Here is a 20324-nt window from a genome sequence, read left to right on the forward strand (position 1 = left end):
GCTACCTATGCCCCACCTGCGTCCCTACAAAGTTGCACTCAACGGTTATGGCCGTATCGGCCGCTGTGTCCTGCGCGCGCTGTTCGAGCGGGGGGCAAAGGCCGGTTTCGAGATCGTCGCGCTGAACGACCTGGCCGACCAGGCCAGCCTTGAATACTTGACACGCTTCGACTCCACCCACGGGCGCTTCCCCGGTGAGGTGAAGGTCGATGGGGACTGTCTGCATATCAATGGCGACTGCGTGAAGGTGATGCGCAGTGCCACCCCCGAGGGCATCGACTGGGCCGCCCTGGACATCGACCTGGTACTGGAGTGCTCCGGCGCCTACCACACCCGCGCCGATGGCCAGCGCTTCCTCGACGCCGGCGCGCCTCGGGTGCTGTTCTCGCAGCCGATGGCCAGCGAGGCCGATGTCGATGCCACGGTGGTCTACGGCGTCAACCAGGCCTGCCTGACCGGCAGCGAGCGCCTGGTGTCCAACGCCTCTTGCACCACCAACTGCGGCGTGCCGCTGCTGCGTGTGCTGGACCAGGCATTCGGTATCGAGTACGTGCAGATCACCACCATCCACTCGGCGATGAACGACCAGCCGGTGATCGACGCCTACCACCACGAAGACCTGCGCCGCACGCGCTCGGCCTTCCAGTCGGTGATCCCGGTGTCCACTGGTCTGGCGCGAGGCATCGAACGCCTGCTTCCGGAACTTGCCGGGCGAATCCAGGCCAAAGCGGTACGCGTACCGACCGTCAACGTCTCGTGCCTGGATATCACCCTGCAGACCGCCCGCGATACCAGCGCGGCTGAAGTCAACCGGGTGCTGCGCGAGGCGGCGCTGGAAGGCCCGCTGAAAGGCTTGCTGGCCTACACCGAGTTGCCCCACGCCAGCTGTGATTTCAACCATGACCCGCATTCGGCGATCGTCGATGCCAGCCAGACCCGTGTTTCCGGCCCTCGCCTGGTGAACCTGCTGGCCTGGTTCGACAACGAATGGGGGTTCGCCAACCGTATGCTCGACGTTGCCGAACACTATCTGCACGTCGTCCACCCAACCCGCAACAAACAGCCCTGAAGGACTGCATTCATGACCGTGTTGAAGATGACCGACCTCGACCTGCAAGGTAAGCGCGTACTGATCCGCGAAGACCTCAACGTGCCTGTGAAGGACGGTGTGGTAGCCAGCGACGCGCGTATCCTGGCAGCGCTGCCGACCATCAAGCTGGCCCTGGAGAAGGGTGCGGCGGTAATGGTCTGCTCGCACCTGGGCCGCCCGACCGAGGGTGAATTCTCCGCCGAGAACAGCCTCAAGCCGGTCGCCGACTACCTGAGCAAGGCCTTGGGCCGCGACGTGCCGCTGGTTGCCGACTACCTGGACGGTGTCGAGGTCAAGGCTGGTGACCTGGTGCTGTTCGAGAACGTGCGCTTCAACAAGGGCGAGAAGAAGAACGCCGACGAGCTGGCGCAGAAATACGCCGCCCTGTGCGACGTGTTCGTCATGGACGCTTTCGGTACTGCCCACCGTGCCGAAGGTTCGACCCATGGTGTTGCCAAGTTTGCCAAGGTCGCTGCTGCTGGCCCTCTGCTGGCAGCCGAGCTGGATGCCCTGGGCAAAGCCTTGAAGGCCCCGGCCAAGCCGATGGCGGCCATCGTTGCCGGTTCCAAGGTCTCCACCAAGCTGGATGTGCTGAACAGCCTGAGCTCGGTGTGCGACCAGCTGATCGTCGGTGGTGGCATCGCCAACACCTTCCTGGCCGCAGCCGGCCACCCGGTAGGCAAGTCACTGTACGAGCCTGACCTGGTCGATACCGCCAAGGCCATCGCTGCCAAGGTCAGCGTGCCTCTGCCGGTCGATGTCGTGGTTGCCAAGGAATTCGCCGAGAGCGCCGAAGCCACCGTCAAGGCCATTGCCGACGTTGCCGCTGACGACATGATCCTGGACATCGGCCCGCAAACCGCAGCCCACTTCGCCGAGCTGCTGAAGTCGTCGAAGACCATCCTGTGGAACGGCCCGGTCGGCGTGTTCGAATTCGACCAGTTCGGCAACGGCACCAAGGTGCTGGCCAAGGCCATCGCCGACAGCGCTGCGTTCTCCATCGCCGGTGGCGGTGACACCCTGGCTGCCATCGACAAATATGGCGTTGGCGCCGATATCTCCTACATTTCTACCGGTGGTGGCGCCTTCCTCGAGTTCGTCGAGGGCAAGGTACTGCCGGCCGTGGCGATCCTGGAAGAGCGGGCCAAGGCCTGATGACGTCGGCGCTTGGCAAAGGGAGCGGCCTGATGGTCAAGCAATTGCCTGTGATGATGCTGGCTGGCCTGCTGAGCGCATGCGCCGGCAGCCCGTCCTCGGATACCGACCCGGCGCAGCCGCCCAAGGGCGGTTGCTACCAGTCCGAGTGGCAGGCCGAGACCGTGCCGGTAATCAGCAAGCGCGTGGGCCCGGAAGGCCTGGAAAAGTACGACGAAGACCACCAGCGCAAGGCGCCTGGTTGCCCTTGAACCCGGCATTTCGTCGGGTCGGGCAACCAAGCGGCCGCTGCATGGTCATCTAGAGGATATGTAATGAAAGCGCTTTTGGCCGTGACGGCCCTGGCGACACTGGCAGGATGCTCGCTGCTGAAGCCGGCGCAACCCGCCCCGGCAGACGACTGGACCCGTTGGGTCTGCGACACCCAGGCTGAAGTGCTGTGGCGCTTCGCCGATGTGCAGCGCGATCAGGTCGATGTGCGCCTTGGTGGCGGCGACCAGGTCTACCGGCTCAAGGCCGAGCCGGGTGCTTCGGGTGCGCTGTACAGCGATGGCATGCTGGCCTTCCATACCAAGGGCGAAGAAGGCCTGGTGTACTGGGTGGCAACCAACGATCTGATTGGGCGGGGCTGCAAGGCACCGTGACTGGCCGGGCCGCGAGGGTGGCCCACACTACTTGAACAGCAACCGCCCCTGCGGCAGGCTTGCACGAAACAAACGACGCTTGTCGGGAGAGAGATACACAATGGCACTCATTAGCATGCGCCAGATGCTGGACCACGCCGCCGAGTTCGGTTACGGCGTACCAGCTTTCAACGTCAACAACCTCGAGCAGATGCGCGCCATCATGGAAGCGGCCGACAAGACCGACTCCCCGGTGATCGTCCAGGCTTCGGCCGGTGCCCGCAAATATGCCGGTGCCCCGTTCCTGCGTCACCTGATCCTGGCGGCCATCGAAGAATTCCCGCATATCCCGGTGTGCATGCACCAGGACCACGGCACCAGCCCTGACGTCTGCCAGCGCTCGATCCAGCTGGGCTTCAGCTCGGTGATGATGGACGGCTCGCTGGGTGAAGATGGCAAGACCCCGACCGACTACGAGTACAACGTTCGCGTTACCCAGCAGACCGTTGCCATGGCGCACGCCTGCGGTGTTTCGGTAGAAGGCGAGCTGGGCTGCCTGGGTTCGCTGGAAACTGGCATGGCCGGTGAAGAAGACGGCATCGGCGCCGAAGGCGTGCTTGACCACAGCCAGATGCTGACCGACCCGGAAGAGGCTGCCGACTTCGTCAAGAAGACCCAGGTCGACGCCCTGGCCATCGCCATCGGTACCAGCCACGGTGCCTACAAGTTCACCAAGCCACCAACCGGTGACGTGCTGGCCATCGACCGCATCAAGGAAATCCACAAGCGCATCCCCAACACCCACCTGGTGATGCACGGTTCGTCCTCGGTGCCGCAAGAGTGGCTGGCGATCATCAACCAGTACGGCGGCGACATCAAGGAAACCTACGGTGTACCGGTCGAGGAAATCGTCGAAGGTATCAAGTACGGCGTGCGCAAGGTCAACATCGACACCGACCTGCGTCTGGCTTCCACTGGTGCCATGCGCCGCCTGATGGCGCAGAACCCGAGCGAGTTCGACCCGCGCAAGTTCTTCGGTGAAACCATCAAGGCCATGCGTGACGTGTGTATCGCTCGTTACGAAGCCTTCGGCACCGCTGGCAATGCCTCGAAGATCAAGCCGATCTCCCTGGAAGGCATGTACCAGCGCTACCTGAAAGGTGAGCTGGCCGCCAAGGTCAACTGATCTTCTGGTATTGATGAAAAAGCCCGCAGCGATGCGGGTTTTTTCATTTTTGGGTGTTAGAACCTTGCGCGGGCATGCCCGCGAAAAGGCCGGCACATATTCCCGGCAAAGCGACCGTTAGTCGGCTACCGTATAGTTGAGGCACTGATAGCGTTCTGATTGCATTGCGTGTTATCCGCTCAGGTCTAGAGTACTAGTGGATCCAACCGTATCTTGAAGTCGGTCACATAATAGAGAAGCAGCATGGATGGCGCTCAACCTCACCCTCAGCCACTGGATGGCAACTCGGTTCTTCTGGTGGTAGACGATTACCCCGAAAACCTCATCAGCATGCGGGCATTGCTGGCCCGTCAGGATTGGCAGGTGTTGACGGCAAACTCGGGGATGGAAGCCCTGGGTGCTTTGCTTGAACACGATGTCGACCTGGTGCTGCTGGATGTACAGATGCCGGAGATGGACGGCTTCGAAGTCGCCCGACTGATGCGCGGCAGCCAGCGCACTCGGCTGACCCCGATCATTTTCCTCACCGCCAATGAACAGTCCGAAGCGGCCGTGCTCAAGGGTTACGCCAGTGGCGCCGTGGACTACATGTTCAAACCGTTCGACCCGCAAATTCTCAAGCCCAAGGTCCAGGCCCTGCTCGACCAGCAGCGCAATCGGCGCATGCTGCAGCGCCTGACCCGTGAACTGGAAACGGCCAGGGCGTTCAACGCGTCGATCCTGGAGAACGCTGCCGAGGGCATTCTGGTGGTGGATGCCCAAGGCATCATCAGCTTTGCCAACCCGGCCATTTCCCGTTTGTTGTCAGCGCCAGTCCAGCAGTTGCAGGGCGCCCATCTGCTGGATTTGGTGCAACTGGCCAGTGCCTGCTTGTGGAACGAGTCGGAGTTCTACCAGGCTTACCTGGGGGGGCGCATCTTCCGTGTTCACGATGCTCAGCTGCGCACCCTTGGCGGGGAGCTGGTGCCGGTGGCGTTGTCCTGTGCTCCACTGCCGGCCGAGCAACAGGCCATGGTGGTCACCGTGCTGGACATGTCGGTGGTGCGCAACCTGCACCAGCAGCTGGAGTACCAGGCCGTCACCGACCCGCTTACCGGCCTGCTCAACCGCCGCGGGTTCTACCAGGCCGCCGAAGGTGCGCTGCTGCGCAATGAGCGCTCGGACAAGGCACAGGCGCTGATGTACATGGACCTGGATGGTTTCAAACGCATAAACGACTCGCTCGGCCACGACGCGGGCGACCGGGTGCTGCACTGGGTGGCCGAACAGCTCAAGGATTGCCTGGGCAGTGAAGCGCTGCTGGCGCGCATGGGCGGGGACGAGTTCACTGCACTGTTCGACAGCCTGCCTTACCCGGAGCAGGCTGGGCGCTATGCCGAGCGGTTGCTGGAACGCATTTCCATCAGCCACCAGGTGGAAGGGCTGGATGTGAGCCTTGGGGTGAGCATTGGCATCGCCACTTATCCGGATTGCGGGGCCAATGTCGAAGGCCTGCTGCGCGCGGCCGATGCGGCGATGTACGCAGCCAAGCAGGCCGGGCGCCAGCAGTATCGCTTCTACGATCAGGAACTCAATGGCAGGGCACGTTCGCGGCTGATGCTCGAGGACAGCGTACGCACGGCCGTGGAGCAGCAAGACTTCACTCTGGTTTACCAGCCGCAGGTCGGCTTCATCGATGGCCGCCTACGTGGCTTCGAGGCGTTGTTGCGCTGGCAGCATCCCAGTGTCGGCGACGTACCTCCGGGGCTGTTCATCCCGTTGCTGGAAGAGGCGCGCTTGATCAACCGCCTGGCCAGCTGGATCTACCGCCAGGGCGCGGCACAGCGCCAGGCCTGGTGCCAGCGTTTCTCGGCGGACCTGGTGCTGGGTATCAGCCTGAGCCGCGCGCAGTTCGCCATGCCCAGCCTGGTCGACGAACTGCACCGGGTCATCCAGCTTTACCAGTTGGACCCGGCGCAGCTAGAGGTGGAAGTGGCGGAAACCTCGCTGATGTACAACATCGATGCGGCAGTGAAACAGATACACCGCTTGCGTGAGCTGGGTGTGCGGGTGGCGCTGGATGACTTTGGTGCCGGCGACTGTTCGTTGCGCATGTTGCGCGACCTGCCGATCGATACCCTCAAGCTCGACCGCCACCTGGTGGCGCGCTTGCCCGACTCGGTGGTGGATGCCGCGCTGGTGCGCAGCGTCATCGGCCTGTGCCTCGACTACAGCATCACGGTGATCGCCGAGGGGGTGGAAACCCCGGCTCAGGCAGCCTGGCTCAAAGCCAATGGCTGTGAGTACGTGCAGGGGTTCCTGGTGGCTTACCCGATGACCGCCACGGATGCCAGCAGCTTCCCGGCGATTTTCTCCTGGCCGGGGCCATGATTGGCTAGAATCGGCATTCGTTACACCGAATGCAGCGCCATGACCGTATTACGATATTTGCAAGCTTATCCGCCGCACCTGCAGCAGCAAGTGCGGCAGATGATCGACAGCGACCGCCTGGGCGAGTACCTGCAGCGCCGCTACCCCGACCGCCATGACGTGCAGAACGACAAGGCGTTGTACGGCTATGCCCAGGATTTGCGCCAGCAATACCTGCGCAGCGCGCCGAACCTGGACAAGGTGCTGTTCGACAATCGTCTCGACCTGACCCATCGGGCCCTGGGCCTGAATACGGCGATATCAAGGGTGCAGGGCGGCAAGCTCAAGGCGAAGAAGGAAATCCGCATTGCCTCGCTGTTCAAGGAGGCCGCGCCGCAGTTCTTGCGCATGATCGTGGTGCACGAACTGGCACACCTGCGCGAGCGCGACCACAACAAGGCGTTCTACCAGCTCTGCCAGCACATGGAGCCGGACTACCACCAACTGGAATTCGACCTGCGCGTCTACCTGACCTATCGGGAGCTGCCGGGCAACTGTTAAGGACCACGCAGCATGGAAGTGAGCAAGACCAAGAGCAGCTTCTACCGGCGCCTGTACGTGGCCTGGCTGATCGACAGCCAGACCGCGACCAGCGTTCCGGCCCTGATGGAAGCGACCGGCATGCCCCGGCGCACCGCCCAGGACACCATTGCGGCACTAGCCGACCTGGATATCGTCTGCGAGTTCGAACAGCAGGAAGGCGCGCGCAACCACGCCGGGCATTACCGCATTCATGACTGGGGGGCGATCGACAAGCAGTGGATCATCCAGCATCTGCGGCAGGTTCGCGAAGTGCTGGGGTATCCCTGATCCACTGGGGGCGGCTGCTACAGATGATCGCATTCCCTTGTAGGAGCGGCCTTGTGTCGCGAAAGGGGGGCGAAGCACCCCCGGCGATCTCAACCCTTGCGCATCCCGATATGCGGAATGTCATCCTCAAGATATTCCTCGCCCACCACAGCGAACCCATGCCGGGCATAGAACGCCTGCAAATGCGCCTGCGCCGACAGGTAAACCGGCACCCCCGGCCAGCAATGCTCCGCTGCCTCCAACCCCTTGAGCAGCAAGGTATGCCCCAGCTTCAGCTCGCGCGCCGCGGGTGCAGTCACCACCCGCCCGATCACCACATCCCCACCCTGGGATTGCGGGTCGAGCAGGCGCAGGTAGGCCACCAGCTGGTCATCCTGCCAGCCCATCAGGTGCAGGGTATCGCCGGTCAGGTCTTGGCCATCGACTTCCTGGTAGGCGCAGCGTTGCTCGACCACGAACACTTCCGTGCGTAACTGCAGAATGGCGTAGAGCTGGTCCTTGCTGAGATCGGTGTGGTGCTTGCAAAGCCAGTCGATGGACATTGGTGCGAACTCCTTGAGTGGACCGTCGATCATCGCATGATGCACGTGCCACGGCCAAAATAGAGGCTAAATGACACTATTGGCCGCTGCCCTCGGCGACGCCTTTGTGTAATCTCATTGGCAGTGTGTGCCCTCCATTGCGAAAGGACGTGAGCATGCGGCCACTGCTTTGTGTTCTGGGATTGTTGGCAATGATGCTTGCAACACCCGCCCTGGGTCACGAAAAGCTGCGGCTGGTGGCCGACAATTGGCCGCCGTTCACCGATGCCAGCATGCCGGGCGGTGGCCTGGCGACCAGCATCGTCACCACGGCGCTGGCCCGGGCCGGCTACACCAGTGGGGTCGAAGAGGCTCCTTGGGCGCGGGCTCTGCTGGGGGTGAGCGAGGGGCGTTACGACGTACTGATCAACGCCTGGTACAACGACTCGCGCGCCAGCATCGGGCAGTTTTCCGAAGCCTACCTGGTCAACCGCATTCGCCTGTTGCAACGCAAGGGCGAGGCGTTTCGTTACAAGCGCCAGTCAGATTTGTACCCCTACAGCATCGCTGTGGTGCGTGATTACGCCTATTCTCCCGCGTTCGACCGCGACACTCGCCTGCACAAGGTGGCGGTGCGCAACTTTCCCTCTGCGGTACGCATGCTGGCGGCAGGGCGGGTGGACCTGGCGGTGGAAGACGAGTACGTGGCCCGTTACAACTTGCAGCGCGAGCTGCCGGAGGTACGCGATGGGGTGATGCTGGTGGAGCCGCCGTTGGGAGAGAACACCCTGCATATCCTGGTCAGCCTGAAAAACCCGGAGCATGCGCGGATCGTCGAGCGGTTCGAGCAGGCGATTGCGGCGATGAAGGCGGATGGCAGCTATGCGCGGCTCATGCGCCAGCATGGCTTTTGATCTATATCGCCTGTGCCGGCCTCTTCGCGGGTAAACCCGCTCCCACAGGTATTACACAGGACTTGAAACTTGTGGGGTTCCTGTGGGAGCGGGTTCACCCGCGAAGAGGCCGGCACAGACGATATTACAACTCAGGCCGGTGCACCTTCCTTGATCAAATGCGCTGCCAAGGTCCGCAGCGGCCCCAACTGCCGGCAGATCAACGCCAACTGCGTCTGTACCAGCCGCTGGTGCTCGTCCAGCTCTTCCGGCATCTGCTCCAGGGCATTGGCCAGCGCCTCTTCGGCATCACTGTGAATCGCCACTGGTAGCCGCGCGGCCAGGCCGTTGGCAATCTCGTCCAGGCTGCTGGCCAGGCTTTGCCCGGCACCTTCGATCAATTGCTCCTGCACCTCCGCCGGCAAGGCGGTGTCGCGGTGCGCGCCCAGCCCCGAGAGGTAGCTGAGCAAGGTATGCGACAGCACCAGGAAGCGGAAGCCGACGTCGGCCTCCTTCCGGAAATGCCCCGGCTCCATCAGCATGTTGGCCAAGGTGGTGGACAGCGCCGCGTCGGCGTTGTGGGCGTTGCGCCGGGCCAGGCGGTAGGCCAAATCATCGCGCTTGCCGTGGGCATACTGCTGCATGATCTGCCGCAGGTACACGCTGGCGCAGGCCAGCGTATTGGCCAGCGCCTTGTTCAGCCGTCGCCCCTGCCAGTCGGGAAGGAACAGGAACACCGCAAGGATGGCGATCAGGCTACCGACCAGGGTATCGAACAGACGCGGCAGGAACAGGCCATAGCCATCGCCGATCTGGTTGAAGCAGAACAGCACCATCAGGGTGATCGCGGCTGTTGCCAAGGTGTAACGGGTGGTGCGGTTGACGAAGAACACCACCCCGGCGACCACGGCGAACAACGACTGGATGACCGGGTTGGGGAACAGGTCGAACAATGCCCAGCCTACCGTCAGGCCGACGGCGGTGCCGGCTATCCGCTGCACCAGCTTGCGTCGGGTCGCACCGTAGTTGGGCTGGCACACGAACAGCGTGGTTAGGATGATCCAGTAGCCCTGAGTGGGGTGGATCAGGTGCACCATGCCATAGCCGATCGACAACGCCAGGGGTAGGCGCAGGGCATGGCGGAACAGCAGCGAGGTCGGCGTCAGTTGGGTGCGCAGTCGGGTCCACACATCCTTCAGCGAGCGTGGCGAGCGGTCGAGCAGGCTGCTATCGCCGGTGTCGGCCAGGCTGTCCGGGTTGCTGGCGGCGCTGAGCAGGCGGTCGAGCGTCGCCAGGTTGGCCGCCAGTGCCCGCAGCGAGCGAAGCAGGCCACGCCAGGCCGGGTTGTTCTGCGTGCGCAGGTGTTCCAGCGAGGCGTTGAGGTCTTCGAGGGCTTCGGGATAACCGCTGGCCAGCACGAACGGCTGGCGCAGGCGGATCGATCGGGCCAGCTCCTGGCAGGACGAGCCCTGTTTGCGTAGCAGGCGCTGGCAGCGGAACATCACGTCGCTGTGGAAAAAAGCCTCGGTCAGGGCGTTGTAGGGATAGTGCGAAGCACTGACCCGTTCATGGATGTCCTGGGCCAGGAAGTACAGCTTGAGGTAGCGGCTGACCTTGGAGTTCGGCTGGCTGTTGCCCACCCGGTGCAGGATGATTTCCTTGGCCGCGTTGAGCGCCGCCACCACCTTGCCGTTCTGCTGGGCCAGCTCCAGGCGCCGGGCTTCGACGTCTAGGGTGCGGACGGGTTCGAACAGGCTGGCCTTGAGCTTGAGGTAGCTGCCCAGCTCGAAAAACAGCTTGGCCAGGCTCTGCTGCACCGGCTGGTTGGAAAACAGCGCCTGCCACAGCACCGACAGCAGCCCATACCAGGCTGCGCCCGCCACCAGCAGTAGCGGTTCGTGCCAGAAATCGGTGACTTGGCCGCCGCGCTGGTCCACGCCGATCATGGTGTACACCGCAGTGATCAGGGTCGCTGAAGCGATGGCACCATAGCGTTCGCCCAAGGCACCGAGCATCGTCAGGCCAAAGGCCGCCAAGGCCAGGGCAATGACGAATACCCACGGGTAGGGGAACAGCAGTTCGACCGCCAGTGCGGCGATGGCAAAACACACCAGGGTGACGGCCAGGGCGCTGAGGCGGCCCTGCCAGCTGTCATCGGTTTCGGCCAGGGCGCTGGCGATGATGCCGAGGAACAGCGGAATCAGCAGGGCCATTTCGTTCTGGTACCAGCACAGGGCCAGGCTGCCGGTGAGGGCGATGGTGACCCGGATGCTGTAGCTGAACTTGTCTTGACCCCACAGGCGACGCAGTGACTGACGGAACGAGCTCGATGACATGATGGCCTGCTAGGCAGTGATCAGAGAAATACCGTTCGAGGCCGTGTCATTGGGGCCGCTGTGCGGCCCATTCGCGGCACAAGGCCGCTCCTACAGTCGATCGCGTCCCCTGTAGGAGCGGCCTTGTGCCGCGAATGGGCTGCATGGCAGCCCCATGCGAATTTCGGCACTCCCAGCACGGGCCAGCAAGAAGCATTCCGTGCTGCTGAATGGATTCTACTCTACACGAACTGCGCCGCGGCGTTGGCGGAGGCCCAGGCCCACTGGAAATTGAAACCGCCCAAATGGCCAGTCACATCCAGCACTTCACCAATGAAATACAACCCAGGGCTTTTCAGCGATTCCATGGTCTTGGACGACACCTCTCGGGTATCCACGCCGCCCAGGGTCACTTCGGCAGTGCGATAGCCCTCGGTGCCGGCCGGTACCACCTGCCAGTTCGCCAGCTTCTCGGCGATCTGTGCCAGTTCCGCCGGTGTGTACTGCTTCATGGGCCGGGACTCGAACCACTGCTCGGCCAGCAGGTTGGCCAGCTTGCGGGTAAATACCTCGCCCAGCACGGTTTTCAGCTCGGTGTTGGCGCGTTCGGCCTGCATCTGTTGCAGCCAGGTCAGTGCATCACGGTCGGGCAGCAGGTTGATCTCGACTGTGTCGCCTGCTTCCCAGAACGAGGAAATCTGCAAAATCGCCGGGCCGCTGAGGCCGCGGTGGGTAAACAGCAGGTTCTCGCGGAAGCTGGTGCCGTTGCAGCTGGCGGTGCAATCCAGCGATGTGCCGGACAACTCGGTGCACAGTGCCTTCAGTTGGGGCTCGGTGATGGTGAACGGCACCAGCCCGGCGCGGGTCGGCAGCAGGGTGTGGCCGAACTGGCGGGCCACCTGGTAGCCGAAGCCGGTGGCACCCAGGGTCGGGATCGACAGGCCGCCGGTGGCGATCACCAGCGACTGGCAGGCGAACTGGCCGCCGCTGGTCTGCAGCAGGTAGCCCCCTTCGGTCTTCTCGATCTGCTCGATGCTGGTGTGCATGCGGATCTCGGCGCCGGCCTCATCGCATTCGGCCAGCAGCATGTCGAGGATGTCACTGGCCTTGTTGTCGCAAAACAGCTGGCCGAGTTTCTTCTCGTGGTAGGCCACGCCGTGCTTGCACACCAGCTCGATGAAGTCCCACTGGGTGTAGCGAGCCAGGGCCGACTTGCAGAAATGCGCATTCTGCGAGAGGAAGTTGCCCGGCTCGGTATACATGTTGGTGAAGTTGCAGCGGCCGCCGCCGGACATGAGGATTTTCTTGCCCGGTTTGTTGGCGTGGTCGAGCACCAGTACCCGGCGGCCACGGCGGGCGCTGAGCTGTGCGCACATCAGGCCGGCGGCGCCGGCGCCGAGGATGATCACGTCGGTGGAGTGCACGGTGTTACCTCTTCAGGATTGCTGGGGGCTGCTTTGCAGCCCTCTCGCGACACAAGGCCGCTCCTACAGGAGTTTGCGATCCCCTGTAGGAGCGGCCTTGTGTCGCGAAAGGGCCGCAAAGCGGCCCCAAAATTAGGTCAGACGATGCGGACTTTCAGGGAGCGCCCCTTGATCTTGCCGCTGTTCAAGCGCTGCATGGCCTGCTTGGCCAGCGGTCGCTCCACGGCCACGAACGCCTGGAAATCGAAGATCGCAATCTTGCCCACCTGCTTGCCGGGGATACCGGCATCACCGGTCAACGCCCCGAGGATGTCACCCGGGCGCAGCTTGTCCTTGCGCCCGGCAGCGATGCACAGGGTGCTCATAAGCGGCAGCAGCGGTTCGCCACCCTTGTGCTTCAGGCTGTCCAGCTGGTCCCAGCGCAGCGGGCTCTTCTGCAGGTCTTCGATGGCCTGGGCGCGGTGGCCTTCGGCCGGTGCCACCAGGCTGACCGCAATGCCTTTCTCGCCAGCACGGCCGGTGCGGCCGACACGGTGCACATGGATTTCCGCATCACGCGCCAGTTCGACGTTGATGACCATGTCCAGGCCATCGATGTCCAGGCCGCGGGCGGCCACATCGGTAGCCACCAGCACCGAGCTGCTGCGGTTGGCGAACATGGTCAGCACCTGGTCGCGGTCGCGCTGCTCCAGGTCGCCATGCAGGGCCTGGGCAACGATGCCCTTGGCGGTCAGGTGGGCGACCACATCCTCGCACTGCTGCTTGGTGAAGCAGAACGCCACGCAGGACTGCGGGCGGTAGTGGCCGAGCACGCGGGTGACCGCCTCGAGGCGCTGTTGCGGGTCGATCTCGATGAAGCGCTGCTCGATCTGATTGTCGGCATGCAGGCTCTCGACCTTGACCTGTTGCGGGTTGCGCATGAAGTCGGCGGCCAGTTGCTTGATGCCGGCCGGGTAGGTGGCCGAGAACAGCAGGGTCTGGCGGCGCGACGGGGTCTTGCCGATGATGCTGGCGATGGCATCGAAGAAGCCCATGTCGAGCATGCGGTCGGCCTCGTCCAGCACCAGGGTGTTCAGCCCGTCGAGCACCAGGGTGCCTTTGTCCAGGTGCTGCTGGATGCGCCCTGGGGTGCCGACGATGATGTGTGCGCCGTGCTCCAGCGAAGCGATCTGCGGGCCCAGCGAAACGCCGCCGCACAGGGTCAGGATCTTGATGTTGTCCTCGGCGCGGGCCAGGCGGCGCAGCTCCTTGGCCACTTGGTCGGCGAGTTCGCGGGTAGGGCACAGCACCAGCGCCTGGCAACCGAAGTAGCGCGGGTTGATCGGGTTGAGCAGGCCGATGCCGAAGGCGGCGGTCTTGCCGCTGCCGGTCTTGGCCTGGGCGATCAGGTCCTGCCCCTTGAGGATGACCGGCAGGCTCTGGGCCTGGATCGGTGTCATCGAGGCATAGCCGAGGGCGTCCAGGTTGGCCAGCATGGCAGTGGACAGCGGCAAGGTGGCAAAGGCGGTGGATTCGGTGGTCACGAGGCGGGCCTGCGGTGCGAAGCGAAAAATGCCGCATAGTCTACCAGCCTCATGGCCATTCACCCTACGACTCCATGTGTTGTTCCGGACGACGGGCACGCCTTCCGTCCGTCGGCGACAGCTGCAGGAATATTGCCGCCGCCAGCATGGCCATCACGCCGATGGTAACGAAGGTCAGCTGGAATGCACCCAAGGTGGTTTCCACACCGTCGGCGTTTCCGGCTGCGGTAAAGCCGCCGAGCAATGCCCCTGCACATGCCACGCCCAGGCTCAGGGCCAGCTGCGCGACCACCGACAACAGGCTGTTGCCGCTGCTGGCGCTGGCGTCGTCGAGGTCGATCAGGGTTACCGTGTTCATCGCGGTGAACTGCATCGAGTTGACCGCGCCGAGCAGGCCCAGCTGAATCAGCAGCACGGCATAGGGCGTCTGTTCGTCGACCAGCCCGAGGCTGGCCAGCAGCAGGCCCAGCAGCAGGGTGTTGCCGGTGAGGATGATGCGGTAGCCAAAGCGTTCGATCAGTGGTCGGGCAATGGACTTGGCCAGCATCGCCGCAGCCGCCAGCGGGATCATGCTCATGCCGGCCTGGGCCGGCGAGTAGCCCAGCGCCACTTGCAGCAGCAACGGCACAAGGAACGGCAGCGCGCCGCTGCCCAGGCGGGCGAACAGGTTACCGAGAATACCGATGGCAAAGGTGCGCACGCGGAACAGGCTGGGTGAGAACAACGGCTCCGGGTCGCGCCCGGCGCGCAGCCAGTAGGCCGCCAGGCAGGCCATGCCGGCGAACAGCAGCAACATCACCCGCAGGTGCGGCAGGTGCAGTTCGCCCAGGCCTTCCATGGCGATGGTGATCAATACCATCGCTGCGCCAAACAGCAGGAACCCGGGGCCGTCGAACGTGGTGCGCTCGGCGCCGCGCAGGTCGGGGATGAACTTCCACACGGCATAGCAGCCGATCAGGCCGACCGGCAGGTTGAGCAGGAAGATCCAGTGCCAGCTCAGTATTTCCACCAACCAGCCGCCAACCGTCGGGCCCAGTAGCGGCCCGAGCAGGCCGGGGATGGTGATGAAGCTCATGATGCGCACCAGCTCGGTGCGCGGGTAGGCACGTAGGACTACCAAGCGCCCGACCGGCAGCATCAGCGCACCGCCCAGCCCTTGCACGACACGGGCAAAGATCAGGAAACCGAGGCTGTTGGCGGCGGCGCACAGCAGCGAGCCGAAGCTGAACAGCAGGATGGCGCTGAAGAAGATGCGCTTGGTGCCGAAGCGGTCGGCGATCCAGCCTGAGGCGGGGATCAGCAGGGCCACGGTGAGCATGTAGGCGATGATCACGCCCTGCATGCGCAGCGGGTCTTCGGCCAGCGACCGGGCCATGGCTGGCAGTGCGGTGTTGAGGATGGTGCCGTCCAGGGACTGCATGAAAAAGGCGATGGCCACCACCCAAGGGATCCAGCGGGCGGTGACAGGGTCCAGCGGGGTGCGTTCGGGCATGACTTCCTCGTTTGTCAGTGCCGGCCCTTTCGCGGGCACGCCCGCTCCCACAGGTATCGCACCGCATCCGATGATGGTGCAATACCTGTGGGAGCGGGCATGCCCGCGAAGAGGCCGGTAATGCCTATCACAGTGTCAGGGTCAGGCCTTTGACCAGTGCCCCCGGCAAATGACTCGACCCGGTACTGCGCTGTCCATAGGTACTGGTCGACAGGATCATCTCGCGCTCGCTTGTCAGGTCCTCCAGCTGGCTGCCGAGCAAGCTGTACAGGCTGTCATCGAAGCGCATGGTGCTCACCGGGCCCTGGATCTGCCCGTTCTCCACCCAGAAGGTGGCGAAGCGGGTCAGCCCGGTCATGCGTGCCGCCGGCAGGTCGGAATAGTTCAGGTACCACAGGTTGCTGATGTACAGCCCGGTACCGAGCCGCTCCAGAATCTGCTCGTTCGGCAGGCTACCTGTTGCCAGGCTCAGCGCACACGGTGACTCGTAACTATCGGCGCCATTGGCCAACAGCTCGAACTCGGCCGCACTGCGCGCACTGATCAATCGCTGCCGGGCCTCGCCTTGCTGGATCAACGGCACATCCAGGCGCGGCGAGCCTTCATCGGAAAACGCAGGGCTCAGCGAACCGCTGACCTGCTCGGTGAAACTCACCAGTGGGCTCAGCCGCGCATCGCCGTTGTACAGGCGCTGCAGGGCACTGTTGCCAGTGGCCAGGGCCTGTGCGGAAAAACCGTCCCAGCACAGCATGCCGGCTATTTCGTCCATGGCCGCCGGGGCCAGGTAGGCGCGGTAGCTGCCAGGCTTCAGCGTGACGGCAGGGCGGCCAAGGAAACCCAGCTGTTCCCGCGCCTGGCGCAGGCGTGCGGTGAAGTCGTCGGCGCTCCACACTTGCCCGGCATAATTGGCCTTCACCGCCTCGCCGTTTTCGTGGAACAGGCTCCAGTCGAAGTTGAAGCTGTTGGCCTGGTGCCAGCCGAAGGCCCCGAACGAGCTGGCGAAGCCCCGGCAGATGGGGCCGGCGGCGTAGATGCCGACAAGGTCAAGGTCGCCGGCTTCGCGCTCGAGCAAGGTCAGCACATCGCTCAGTTCGGGCAGCGGCTGCTCCTGCTGGCTGTGGCTGTGCCAGGCGCTTTCGTCCAGGCGCAGGTACGGATCGACCGCCAGCAGTGGCAAGGTCTGGCGCAGTTGCTCCAGGGCCGTGAACAGACGCTGGCTATCCAGTTGCGTGTCACCACTCAAGGTCACCTGTTGCTCTGCCTGGCGGCCATCGCGGATCAGCCGCAGTTGCGCGCCGGCCTGGTTCACGGTGCCGGCCTGGCGCACCTTGGCATGGTTGAAACGCACGAATTGCGATTGTTCGGCGCTGTAGCCGAGGGTGAACTGTTCGCCCGTCTGCAGGGCTTTGCGCACATCCCCGACCAGGGTTTCGAAAGCGTGTTTCATCAGGCGTCTCCTCCGAATACGTCGATCTGGCGGAACACGCAGGCCGGCGAGGCATGCCCCACCCGTACCACCTGGTTGGGTTCGCCCTTGCCGCAGTTGGGCGTGCCCAGCACCTGGAAGGTACTGCTGTCGCCGACCGCCGCCAGGTTGCGCCAGAACTGCGCGGAGATACCACGGTAGTTGGGGTTCTTGACGATGCCCTTGAGCTCGCCGTTTTCGATCAGTTGGCCCCATTCACAGCCGAACTGGAACTTGTTTCGAGCATCATCAATGGACCAGGAACGGTTGGTGCGCATCAGGATGCCGTGCTCGATGCCTTTCACCAGCTGATCCAGGCTCTGGTCGCCCGGCTCGATGTTGAGGTTGGCCATGCGGTCGATCGGCGCACGGTTCCAGCCGCAGGCGCGGCTGTTAGCCACGCCGTCGAGGCCGGAGCGGAACTGCGACAGCGCACCACCCAGCGGGCGCAGCAGCAGGCCATCGAGGATCAGGAACTGCTTGCTGGCCTGGGTGCCGTCATCATCGAAGCTGTAGCTGGCCAGCTCTTCGCCGATGGTCGGGTCGAAGGTCACGTTGAGCAGCGCGGAGCCGTACTGCAGGTGGCCGAAGTCATCGGCTTTGACGAAGCTGGTACCTGCGTAGTTGCGTTCGTCGCCGAGAATGCGGTCCATCTCCAGCGGGTGGCCGATGGATTCGTGGATCTGCAGCATCATCTGGTCCGGCATCAACAGCAGGTCGCGCGGGCCGCTGGGGGTGTTCGGCGCCAGCAGCAGTTGCAGCGCCTCGTCGGCCACCCGGCGGGCAGCACCGACCAGGCCGCAGCGCTCGATGACCTCGAAGCCGCCCTGCTGGCCGAAGTTGTCGCGGCCCAGGCTGCGGCTCTGGCTGTCCTGGCCGTCGCTGGCGGTCACCCCCAGGCCCGGGAACAGGAAGCGCTGGGCGTGGCGTAGCTCGGCGCCGGCCGAGTTCAGGTAGGTCTGCTCGACCAGGCTCAGGCCCAGGCTGGCCTGCCAGTCCACCAGGCGGCTGTCCTTGGGCACGCTGGCCGATTCGGCAGCGAGCAGGCCAAGGCAGTCGGCAAGGTTGGGCACGGGTTGGTCGAAGTTGGGCGAAATGTGGTCGTGGCGTGCGCTGGTCACCGGTTGCTCGCGCAGGTCCAGCAGGTTGTATCGGGCGATCTGCCTAGCCAGCGCCTCGGCCTGCTCCAGGGCGCGCTGCAGGCCGGCCTGGGACAGGTCGGCGGTGGCGGCATAGGCTTCCACGCCATTCACCCGCACGGTGAGCATGGCGCCCTCGTCCTGGCTGAAGAAGGGTGGTTCCGCGACGTTGCGGCGAACCGACAGCGCCTGGTGCGACTGTTTCACATGGCGCAGGGAAAACAGCTCGGCCGTACTGCGCAGCGTGGCAAAGCGCTGGCGCAGCAGGGCGCTGGTATCGAACATGTGGAAGCCTCCGTGTACACGGTGGCTCCCCCTTAGAACCACTCGTCCTGCATGGCGAGGCAAGTGTCGTCGCGCGCCTCGAGCAATGCCAGCTCATTATGGCAGCCAGGTACCTCCCAGGTCAGGAAATAACGCGCTGCCTGCAGCTTGCCGAGGTAGAAGTCGCGGTCGGTGGGTTTGCCCTTGAGCAGGCCGAGTTCGGCATGGATCGCCTGTTCCAGCCAGCGCCAGCCAATCACGCAGTGGCCGAAGGCCTTGAGGTAGAGAGCCGAGTTGGCCAGGGCGCCGGCGACTTTGCCCTCGGCCAGGTCACCCAGCAACGCCAGCGTCACACCTTGCAGGCGGTTGACCAGTTGCTCCAGCGGCTGGCGCAGTGGGTCGAGGTTCGCATGGTGGCTGGCGCGCTCACCGGTGGCAGCGATCGACCGGATCAACTGCTTGAGGCCGGCGCCATTGTTCTGCGCCAGCTTGCGGCCCAGCAGGTCGAGCGACTGGATGCCCTCGGTGCCTTCATGGATCGGGTTCAGGCGGTTGTCGCGGTAGTACTGTTCTACCGGGTACTCGCGGGTGTAGCCGTGGCCCCCGAGGATCTGGATCGCCAGTTCATTGGCCTTGAGGCAGAACGTCGAGGGCCAGGATTTGACGATCGGGGTCAGCAGGTCGAGCAGTTCCTGCGCCTGCTTGCGGGCCCTTTCGTCGCTGGCAGTCTGGGTGTCGTCGAACAGGCGCGCGGCATACAGACCCAGGTCGAAGGCGCCCTCCACGTAGGCCTTCTGTGCCAGCAGCATACGTTTCACATCGCTGTGCTCGATGATCGGCACAGCGGGGCTGTGCGGGTCTTTGTTGTCCGGCAACCGACCCTGCGGGCGCTGGCGGGCGTACTCCAGCGAATACAGGTAGCCGGCGTAACCGAGCATCACTGCGCCCATGCCGACACCGATGCGTGCCTCGTTCATCATCTGGAACATGCAGGCCAGGCCCTGGTGCGGCTGGCCGACCAGGTAGCCGACGCACTGGCCGTTGTCGCCGAAGTTCAGCGCGGTGGAGGTAGTACCGCGCCAGCCCATCTTGTGGAACAGCCCTGCCAGCAGCACATCGTTGCGCGGGCCACGGCTGCCATCTTCGTTGACCAGGTACTTGGGTACGATGAACAGCGAGATGCCCTTCACGCCGGGCGGAGCATCCGGAAGCTTGGCCAGAACCATATGCACGATGTTCTCCGACAGCTCGTGATCTCCGCCGGAAATGAAAATCTTGTTGCCCTTGAGCCGGTAGCTGCCGTCACCGGCAGGTTCGGCGCGGGTGCGGATATCGGCCAGCGACGAGCCAGCGTGGGGTTCGGTCAGGGCCATGGTGCCGAAGTAGCGGCCTTCGATCATCGGCTGCAGAAACAGGCGTTTCTGTTCATCGCTGCCGAAGCTCTCGATCAGGTTGGCCGCGCCCATGGTCAGGAACGGGTAGGCCGTGGTGCCGGCGTTGGCCGCCTGGAAGTGGGCGAAGCAGGCCTGCGAAACCAGGCTCGGCAGCTGCATGCCGCCGGCTTCGAAGTCACGGTTGGCGTTGAGGAAGCCGGCTTTGAGAAAGGCGTCGACGGCGGGTTTCACTTCAGGGATCAGTTCGGCTCGGCCATCCACGTAGCGCGGCTCGTTTTCGTCGGCCTTGCGGTTGTGCGGGGCGAAAAATTTCTCTGCGATGGTGCGGGCAGTTGAAAGCGCCGCATCGAAGGTTTCGCGGCTGTGCTCGGCGAAGCGCGGGCGTTGGGTCAGGGCCTCGGCGTCGAGGACTTCGTAGAGTTCGAAGGCGAGGTTGCGGGGGTTGAGCAGGGTCTCGGGCATGGTCGCGGTCCTGAGGCGGGATGCTGCGAGTGTAGGAGGGTGGTGGGGTGGGGGACAGGTTAATAGGTTTGGGTGATATGGGTTGAGAACTCCGGGATGCCTGGTGGTTGGTCGAACAGATCACGCGGGGTGGGGGCAGTTGTTGTTTTGCCTGTTCGG

The 20324-nt window shown here is 63.9% G+C and carries 17 protein-coding genes; 9 read left to right on the forward strand and 8 right to left on the reverse strand.

Annotation, left to right across the window (positions count from 1 at the left end; translation table 11 throughout):
* Window positions 1-7 precede the first annotated feature (7 nt).
* From epd to GYA95_RS25845, 8 genes are all read left to right on the forward strand, one after another.
* Complete coding sequence (gene epd / locus GYA95_RS25810; RefSeq protein ID WP_015272057.1) at window positions 8-1069, forward strand: erythrose-4-phosphate dehydrogenase; 1062 nt, start codon at window positions 8-10, stop codon at window positions 1067-1069.
* Window positions 1070-1081: 12 nt separating this feature from the next.
* The gene (locus tag GYA95_RS25815; protein WP_013974501.1) at window positions 1082-2245 is read left to right on the forward strand and encodes a phosphoglycerate kinase; all 1164 of its coding nucleotides are present in this window, start codon (window positions 1082-1084) and stop codon (window positions 2243-2245) included.
* Window positions 2245-2496: a hypothetical protein gene (locus GYA95_RS25820; protein WP_015272056.1), complete on the forward strand. Its 252-nt coding sequence runs from the start codon at window positions 2245-2247 to the stop codon at window positions 2494-2496. The genes GYA95_RS25815 and GYA95_RS25820 overlap by 1 nt, the downstream gene beginning before the upstream one ends.
* A gap of 63 nt (window positions 2497-2559) precedes the next feature.
* Complete coding sequence (locus GYA95_RS25825; RefSeq protein ID WP_015272055.1) at window positions 2560-2889, forward strand: MliC family protein; 330 nt, start codon at window positions 2560-2562, stop codon at window positions 2887-2889.
* Window positions 2890-2989: 100 nt separating this feature from the next.
* On the forward strand, window positions 2990-4054 hold the full coding sequence (gene fba, locus GYA95_RS25830) for a class II fructose-bisphosphate aldolase (protein WP_015272054.1): 1065 nt from the start codon (window positions 2990-2992) through the stop codon (window positions 4052-4054).
* A 243-nt stretch (window positions 4055-4297) separates the two neighbouring features.
* Window positions 4298-6424, forward strand: a complete 2127-nt coding sequence (locus tag GYA95_RS25835; protein ID WP_015272053.1) for a putative bifunctional diguanylate cyclase/phosphodiesterase — start codon at window positions 4298-4300, stop codon at window positions 6422-6424.
* Window positions 6425-6463: 39 nt separating this feature from the next.
* Window positions 6464-6964, forward strand: coding sequence for a M48 metallopeptidase family protein (locus GYA95_RS25840; RefSeq protein WP_003259625.1), 501 nt, complete (start codon window positions 6464-6466; stop codon window positions 6962-6964).
* 12 nt (window positions 6965-6976) lie between these two features.
* The gene (locus GYA95_RS25845; RefSeq protein ID WP_013974495.1) at window positions 6977-7273 is read left to right on the forward strand and encodes a winged helix-turn-helix domain-containing protein; all 297 of its coding nucleotides are present in this window, start codon (window positions 6977-6979) and stop codon (window positions 7271-7273) included.
* 89 nt (window positions 7274-7362) lie between these two features.
* On the opposite strand, the gene GYA95_RS25850 is transcribed toward GYA95_RS25845, so the two are convergent.
* Window positions 7363-7815: a GNAT family N-acetyltransferase gene (locus tag GYA95_RS25850; protein ID WP_015272052.1), complete on the reverse strand. Its 453-nt coding sequence runs from the start codon at window positions 7813-7815 to the stop codon at window positions 7363-7365.
* 155 nt (window positions 7816-7970) lie between these two features.
* Between GYA95_RS25850 and GYA95_RS25855 the strand changes: the two genes are divergently transcribed.
* Window positions 7971-8708: a substrate-binding periplasmic protein gene (locus GYA95_RS25855; protein WP_043935950.1), complete on the forward strand. Its 738-nt coding sequence runs from the start codon at window positions 7971-7973 to the stop codon at window positions 8706-8708.
* Window positions 8709-8839: 131 nt separating this feature from the next.
* Here GYA95_RS25855 and yccS read toward each other — a convergent pair whose 3' ends face one another.
* The 7 genes from yccS to GYA95_RS25890 all read right to left on the reverse strand — a co-directional run bounded on the left by yccS (window position 8840) and on the right by GYA95_RS25890 (window position 20165).
* A complete protein-coding gene (gene yccS / locus GYA95_RS25860) occupies window positions 8840-11023 on the reverse strand; it encodes a YccS family putative transporter (RefSeq protein ID WP_015272050.1) in 2184 nt (727 codons plus the stop codon).
* Between the two features lie 221 nt (window positions 11024-11244).
* The gene (locus GYA95_RS25865; RefSeq protein WP_015272049.1) at window positions 11245-12426 is read right to left on the reverse strand and encodes a BaiN/RdsA family NAD(P)/FAD-dependent oxidoreductase; all 1182 of its coding nucleotides are present in this window, start codon (window positions 12424-12426) and stop codon (window positions 11245-11247) included.
* 137 nt (window positions 12427-12563) lie between these two features.
* Window positions 12564-13901, reverse strand: coding sequence for an ATP-dependent RNA helicase DbpA (gene dbpA / locus GYA95_RS25870; RefSeq protein WP_230396947.1), 1338 nt, complete (start codon window positions 13899-13901; stop codon window positions 12564-12566).
* 112 nt (window positions 13902-14013) lie between these two features.
* Complete coding sequence (mdtD, locus tag GYA95_RS25875) at window positions 14014-15441, reverse strand: multidrug transporter subunit MdtD (RefSeq protein ID WP_015272048.1); 1428 nt, start codon at window positions 15439-15441, stop codon at window positions 14014-14016.
* Window positions 15442-15568: 127 nt separating this feature from the next.
* The gene (locus tag GYA95_RS25880; protein ID WP_015272047.1) at window positions 15569-16888 is read right to left on the reverse strand and encodes a TldD/PmbA family protein; all 1320 of its coding nucleotides are present in this window, start codon (window positions 16886-16888) and stop codon (window positions 15569-15571) included.
* Entirely contained in the window at window positions 16888-18330 is a 1443-nt protein-coding gene (locus tag GYA95_RS25885) for a TldD/PmbA family protein (RefSeq protein WP_015272046.1), read from the reverse strand. The genes GYA95_RS25880 and GYA95_RS25885 overlap by 1 nt, the downstream gene beginning before the upstream one ends.
* A gap of 32 nt (window positions 18331-18362) precedes the next feature.
* Window positions 18363-20165 (reverse strand): acyl-CoA dehydrogenase, encoded by a 1803-nt coding sequence (locus GYA95_RS25890; RefSeq protein WP_015272045.1) that lies wholly within the window; start codon window positions 20163-20165, stop codon window positions 18363-18365.
* Window positions 20166-20324: the final 159 nt, after the last annotated feature.

The organism is Pseudomonas asiatica (assembly GCF_009932335.1).
GTDB classification, from domain to species: Bacteria; Pseudomonadota; Gammaproteobacteria; order Pseudomonadales; family Pseudomonadaceae; genus Aquipseudomonas; species Aquipseudomonas asiatica.

Excerpts from the sequence above, each read along its gene's own strand:
- epd (WP_015272057.1), top strand. The coding sequence starts at position 8 with ATGCCCCACCTGCGTCCCTACAAAGTTGCACTCAACGGTTATGGCCGT.
- GYA95_RS25815 (WP_013974501.1), top strand. The coding sequence starts at position 1,082 with ATGACCGTGTTGAAGATGACCGACCTCGACCTGCAAGGTAAGCGCGTA.
- GYA95_RS25820 (WP_015272056.1), top strand. The coding sequence starts at position 2,245 with ATGACGTCGGCGCTTGGCAAAGGGAGCGGCCTGATGGTCAAGCAATTG.
- GYA95_RS25825 (WP_015272055.1), top strand. The coding sequence starts at position 2,560 with ATGAAAGCGCTTTTGGCCGTGACGGCCCTGGCGACACTGGCAGGATGC.
- fba (WP_015272054.1), top strand. The coding sequence starts at position 2,990 with ATGGCACTCATTAGCATGCGCCAGATGCTGGACCACGCCGCCGAGTTC.
- GYA95_RS25835 (WP_015272053.1), top strand. The coding sequence starts at position 4,298 with ATGGATGGCGCTCAACCTCACCCTCAGCCACTGGATGGCAACTCGGTT.
- GYA95_RS25840 (WP_003259625.1), top strand. The coding sequence starts at position 6,464 with ATGACCGTATTACGATATTTGCAAGCTTATCCGCCGCACCTGCAGCAG.
- GYA95_RS25845 (WP_013974495.1), top strand. The coding sequence starts at position 6,977 with ATGGAAGTGAGCAAGACCAAGAGCAGCTTCTACCGGCGCCTGTACGTG.
- GYA95_RS25850 (WP_015272052.1), bottom strand. The coding sequence starts at position 7,815 with ATGTCCATCGACTGGCTTTGCAAGCACCACACCGATCTCAGCAAGGAC.
- GYA95_RS25855 (WP_043935950.1), top strand. The coding sequence starts at position 7,971 with ATGCGGCCACTGCTTTGTGTTCTGGGATTGTTGGCAATGATGCTTGCA.
- yccS (WP_015272050.1), bottom strand. The coding sequence starts at position 11,023 with ATGTCATCGAGCTCGTTCCGTCAGTCACTGCGTCGCCTGTGGGGTCAA.
- dbpA (WP_230396947.1), bottom strand. The coding sequence starts at position 13,901 with ATGCTGGCCAACCTGGACGCCCTCGGCTATGCCTCGATGACACCGATC.
- mdtD (WP_015272048.1), bottom strand. The coding sequence starts at position 15,441 with ATGCCCGAACGCACCCCGCTGGACCCTGTCACCGCCCGCTGGATCCCT.
- GYA95_RS25880 (WP_015272047.1), bottom strand. The coding sequence starts at position 16,888 with ATGAAACACGCTTTCGAAACCCTGGTCGGGGATGTGCGCAAAGCCCTG.
- GYA95_RS25885 (WP_015272046.1), bottom strand. The coding sequence starts at position 18,330 with ATGTTCGATACCAGCGCCCTGCTGCGCCAGCGCTTTGCCACGCTGCGC.
- GYA95_RS25890 (WP_015272045.1), bottom strand. The coding sequence starts at position 20,165 with ATGCCCGAGACCCTGCTCAACCCCCGCAACCTCGCCTTCGAACTCTAC.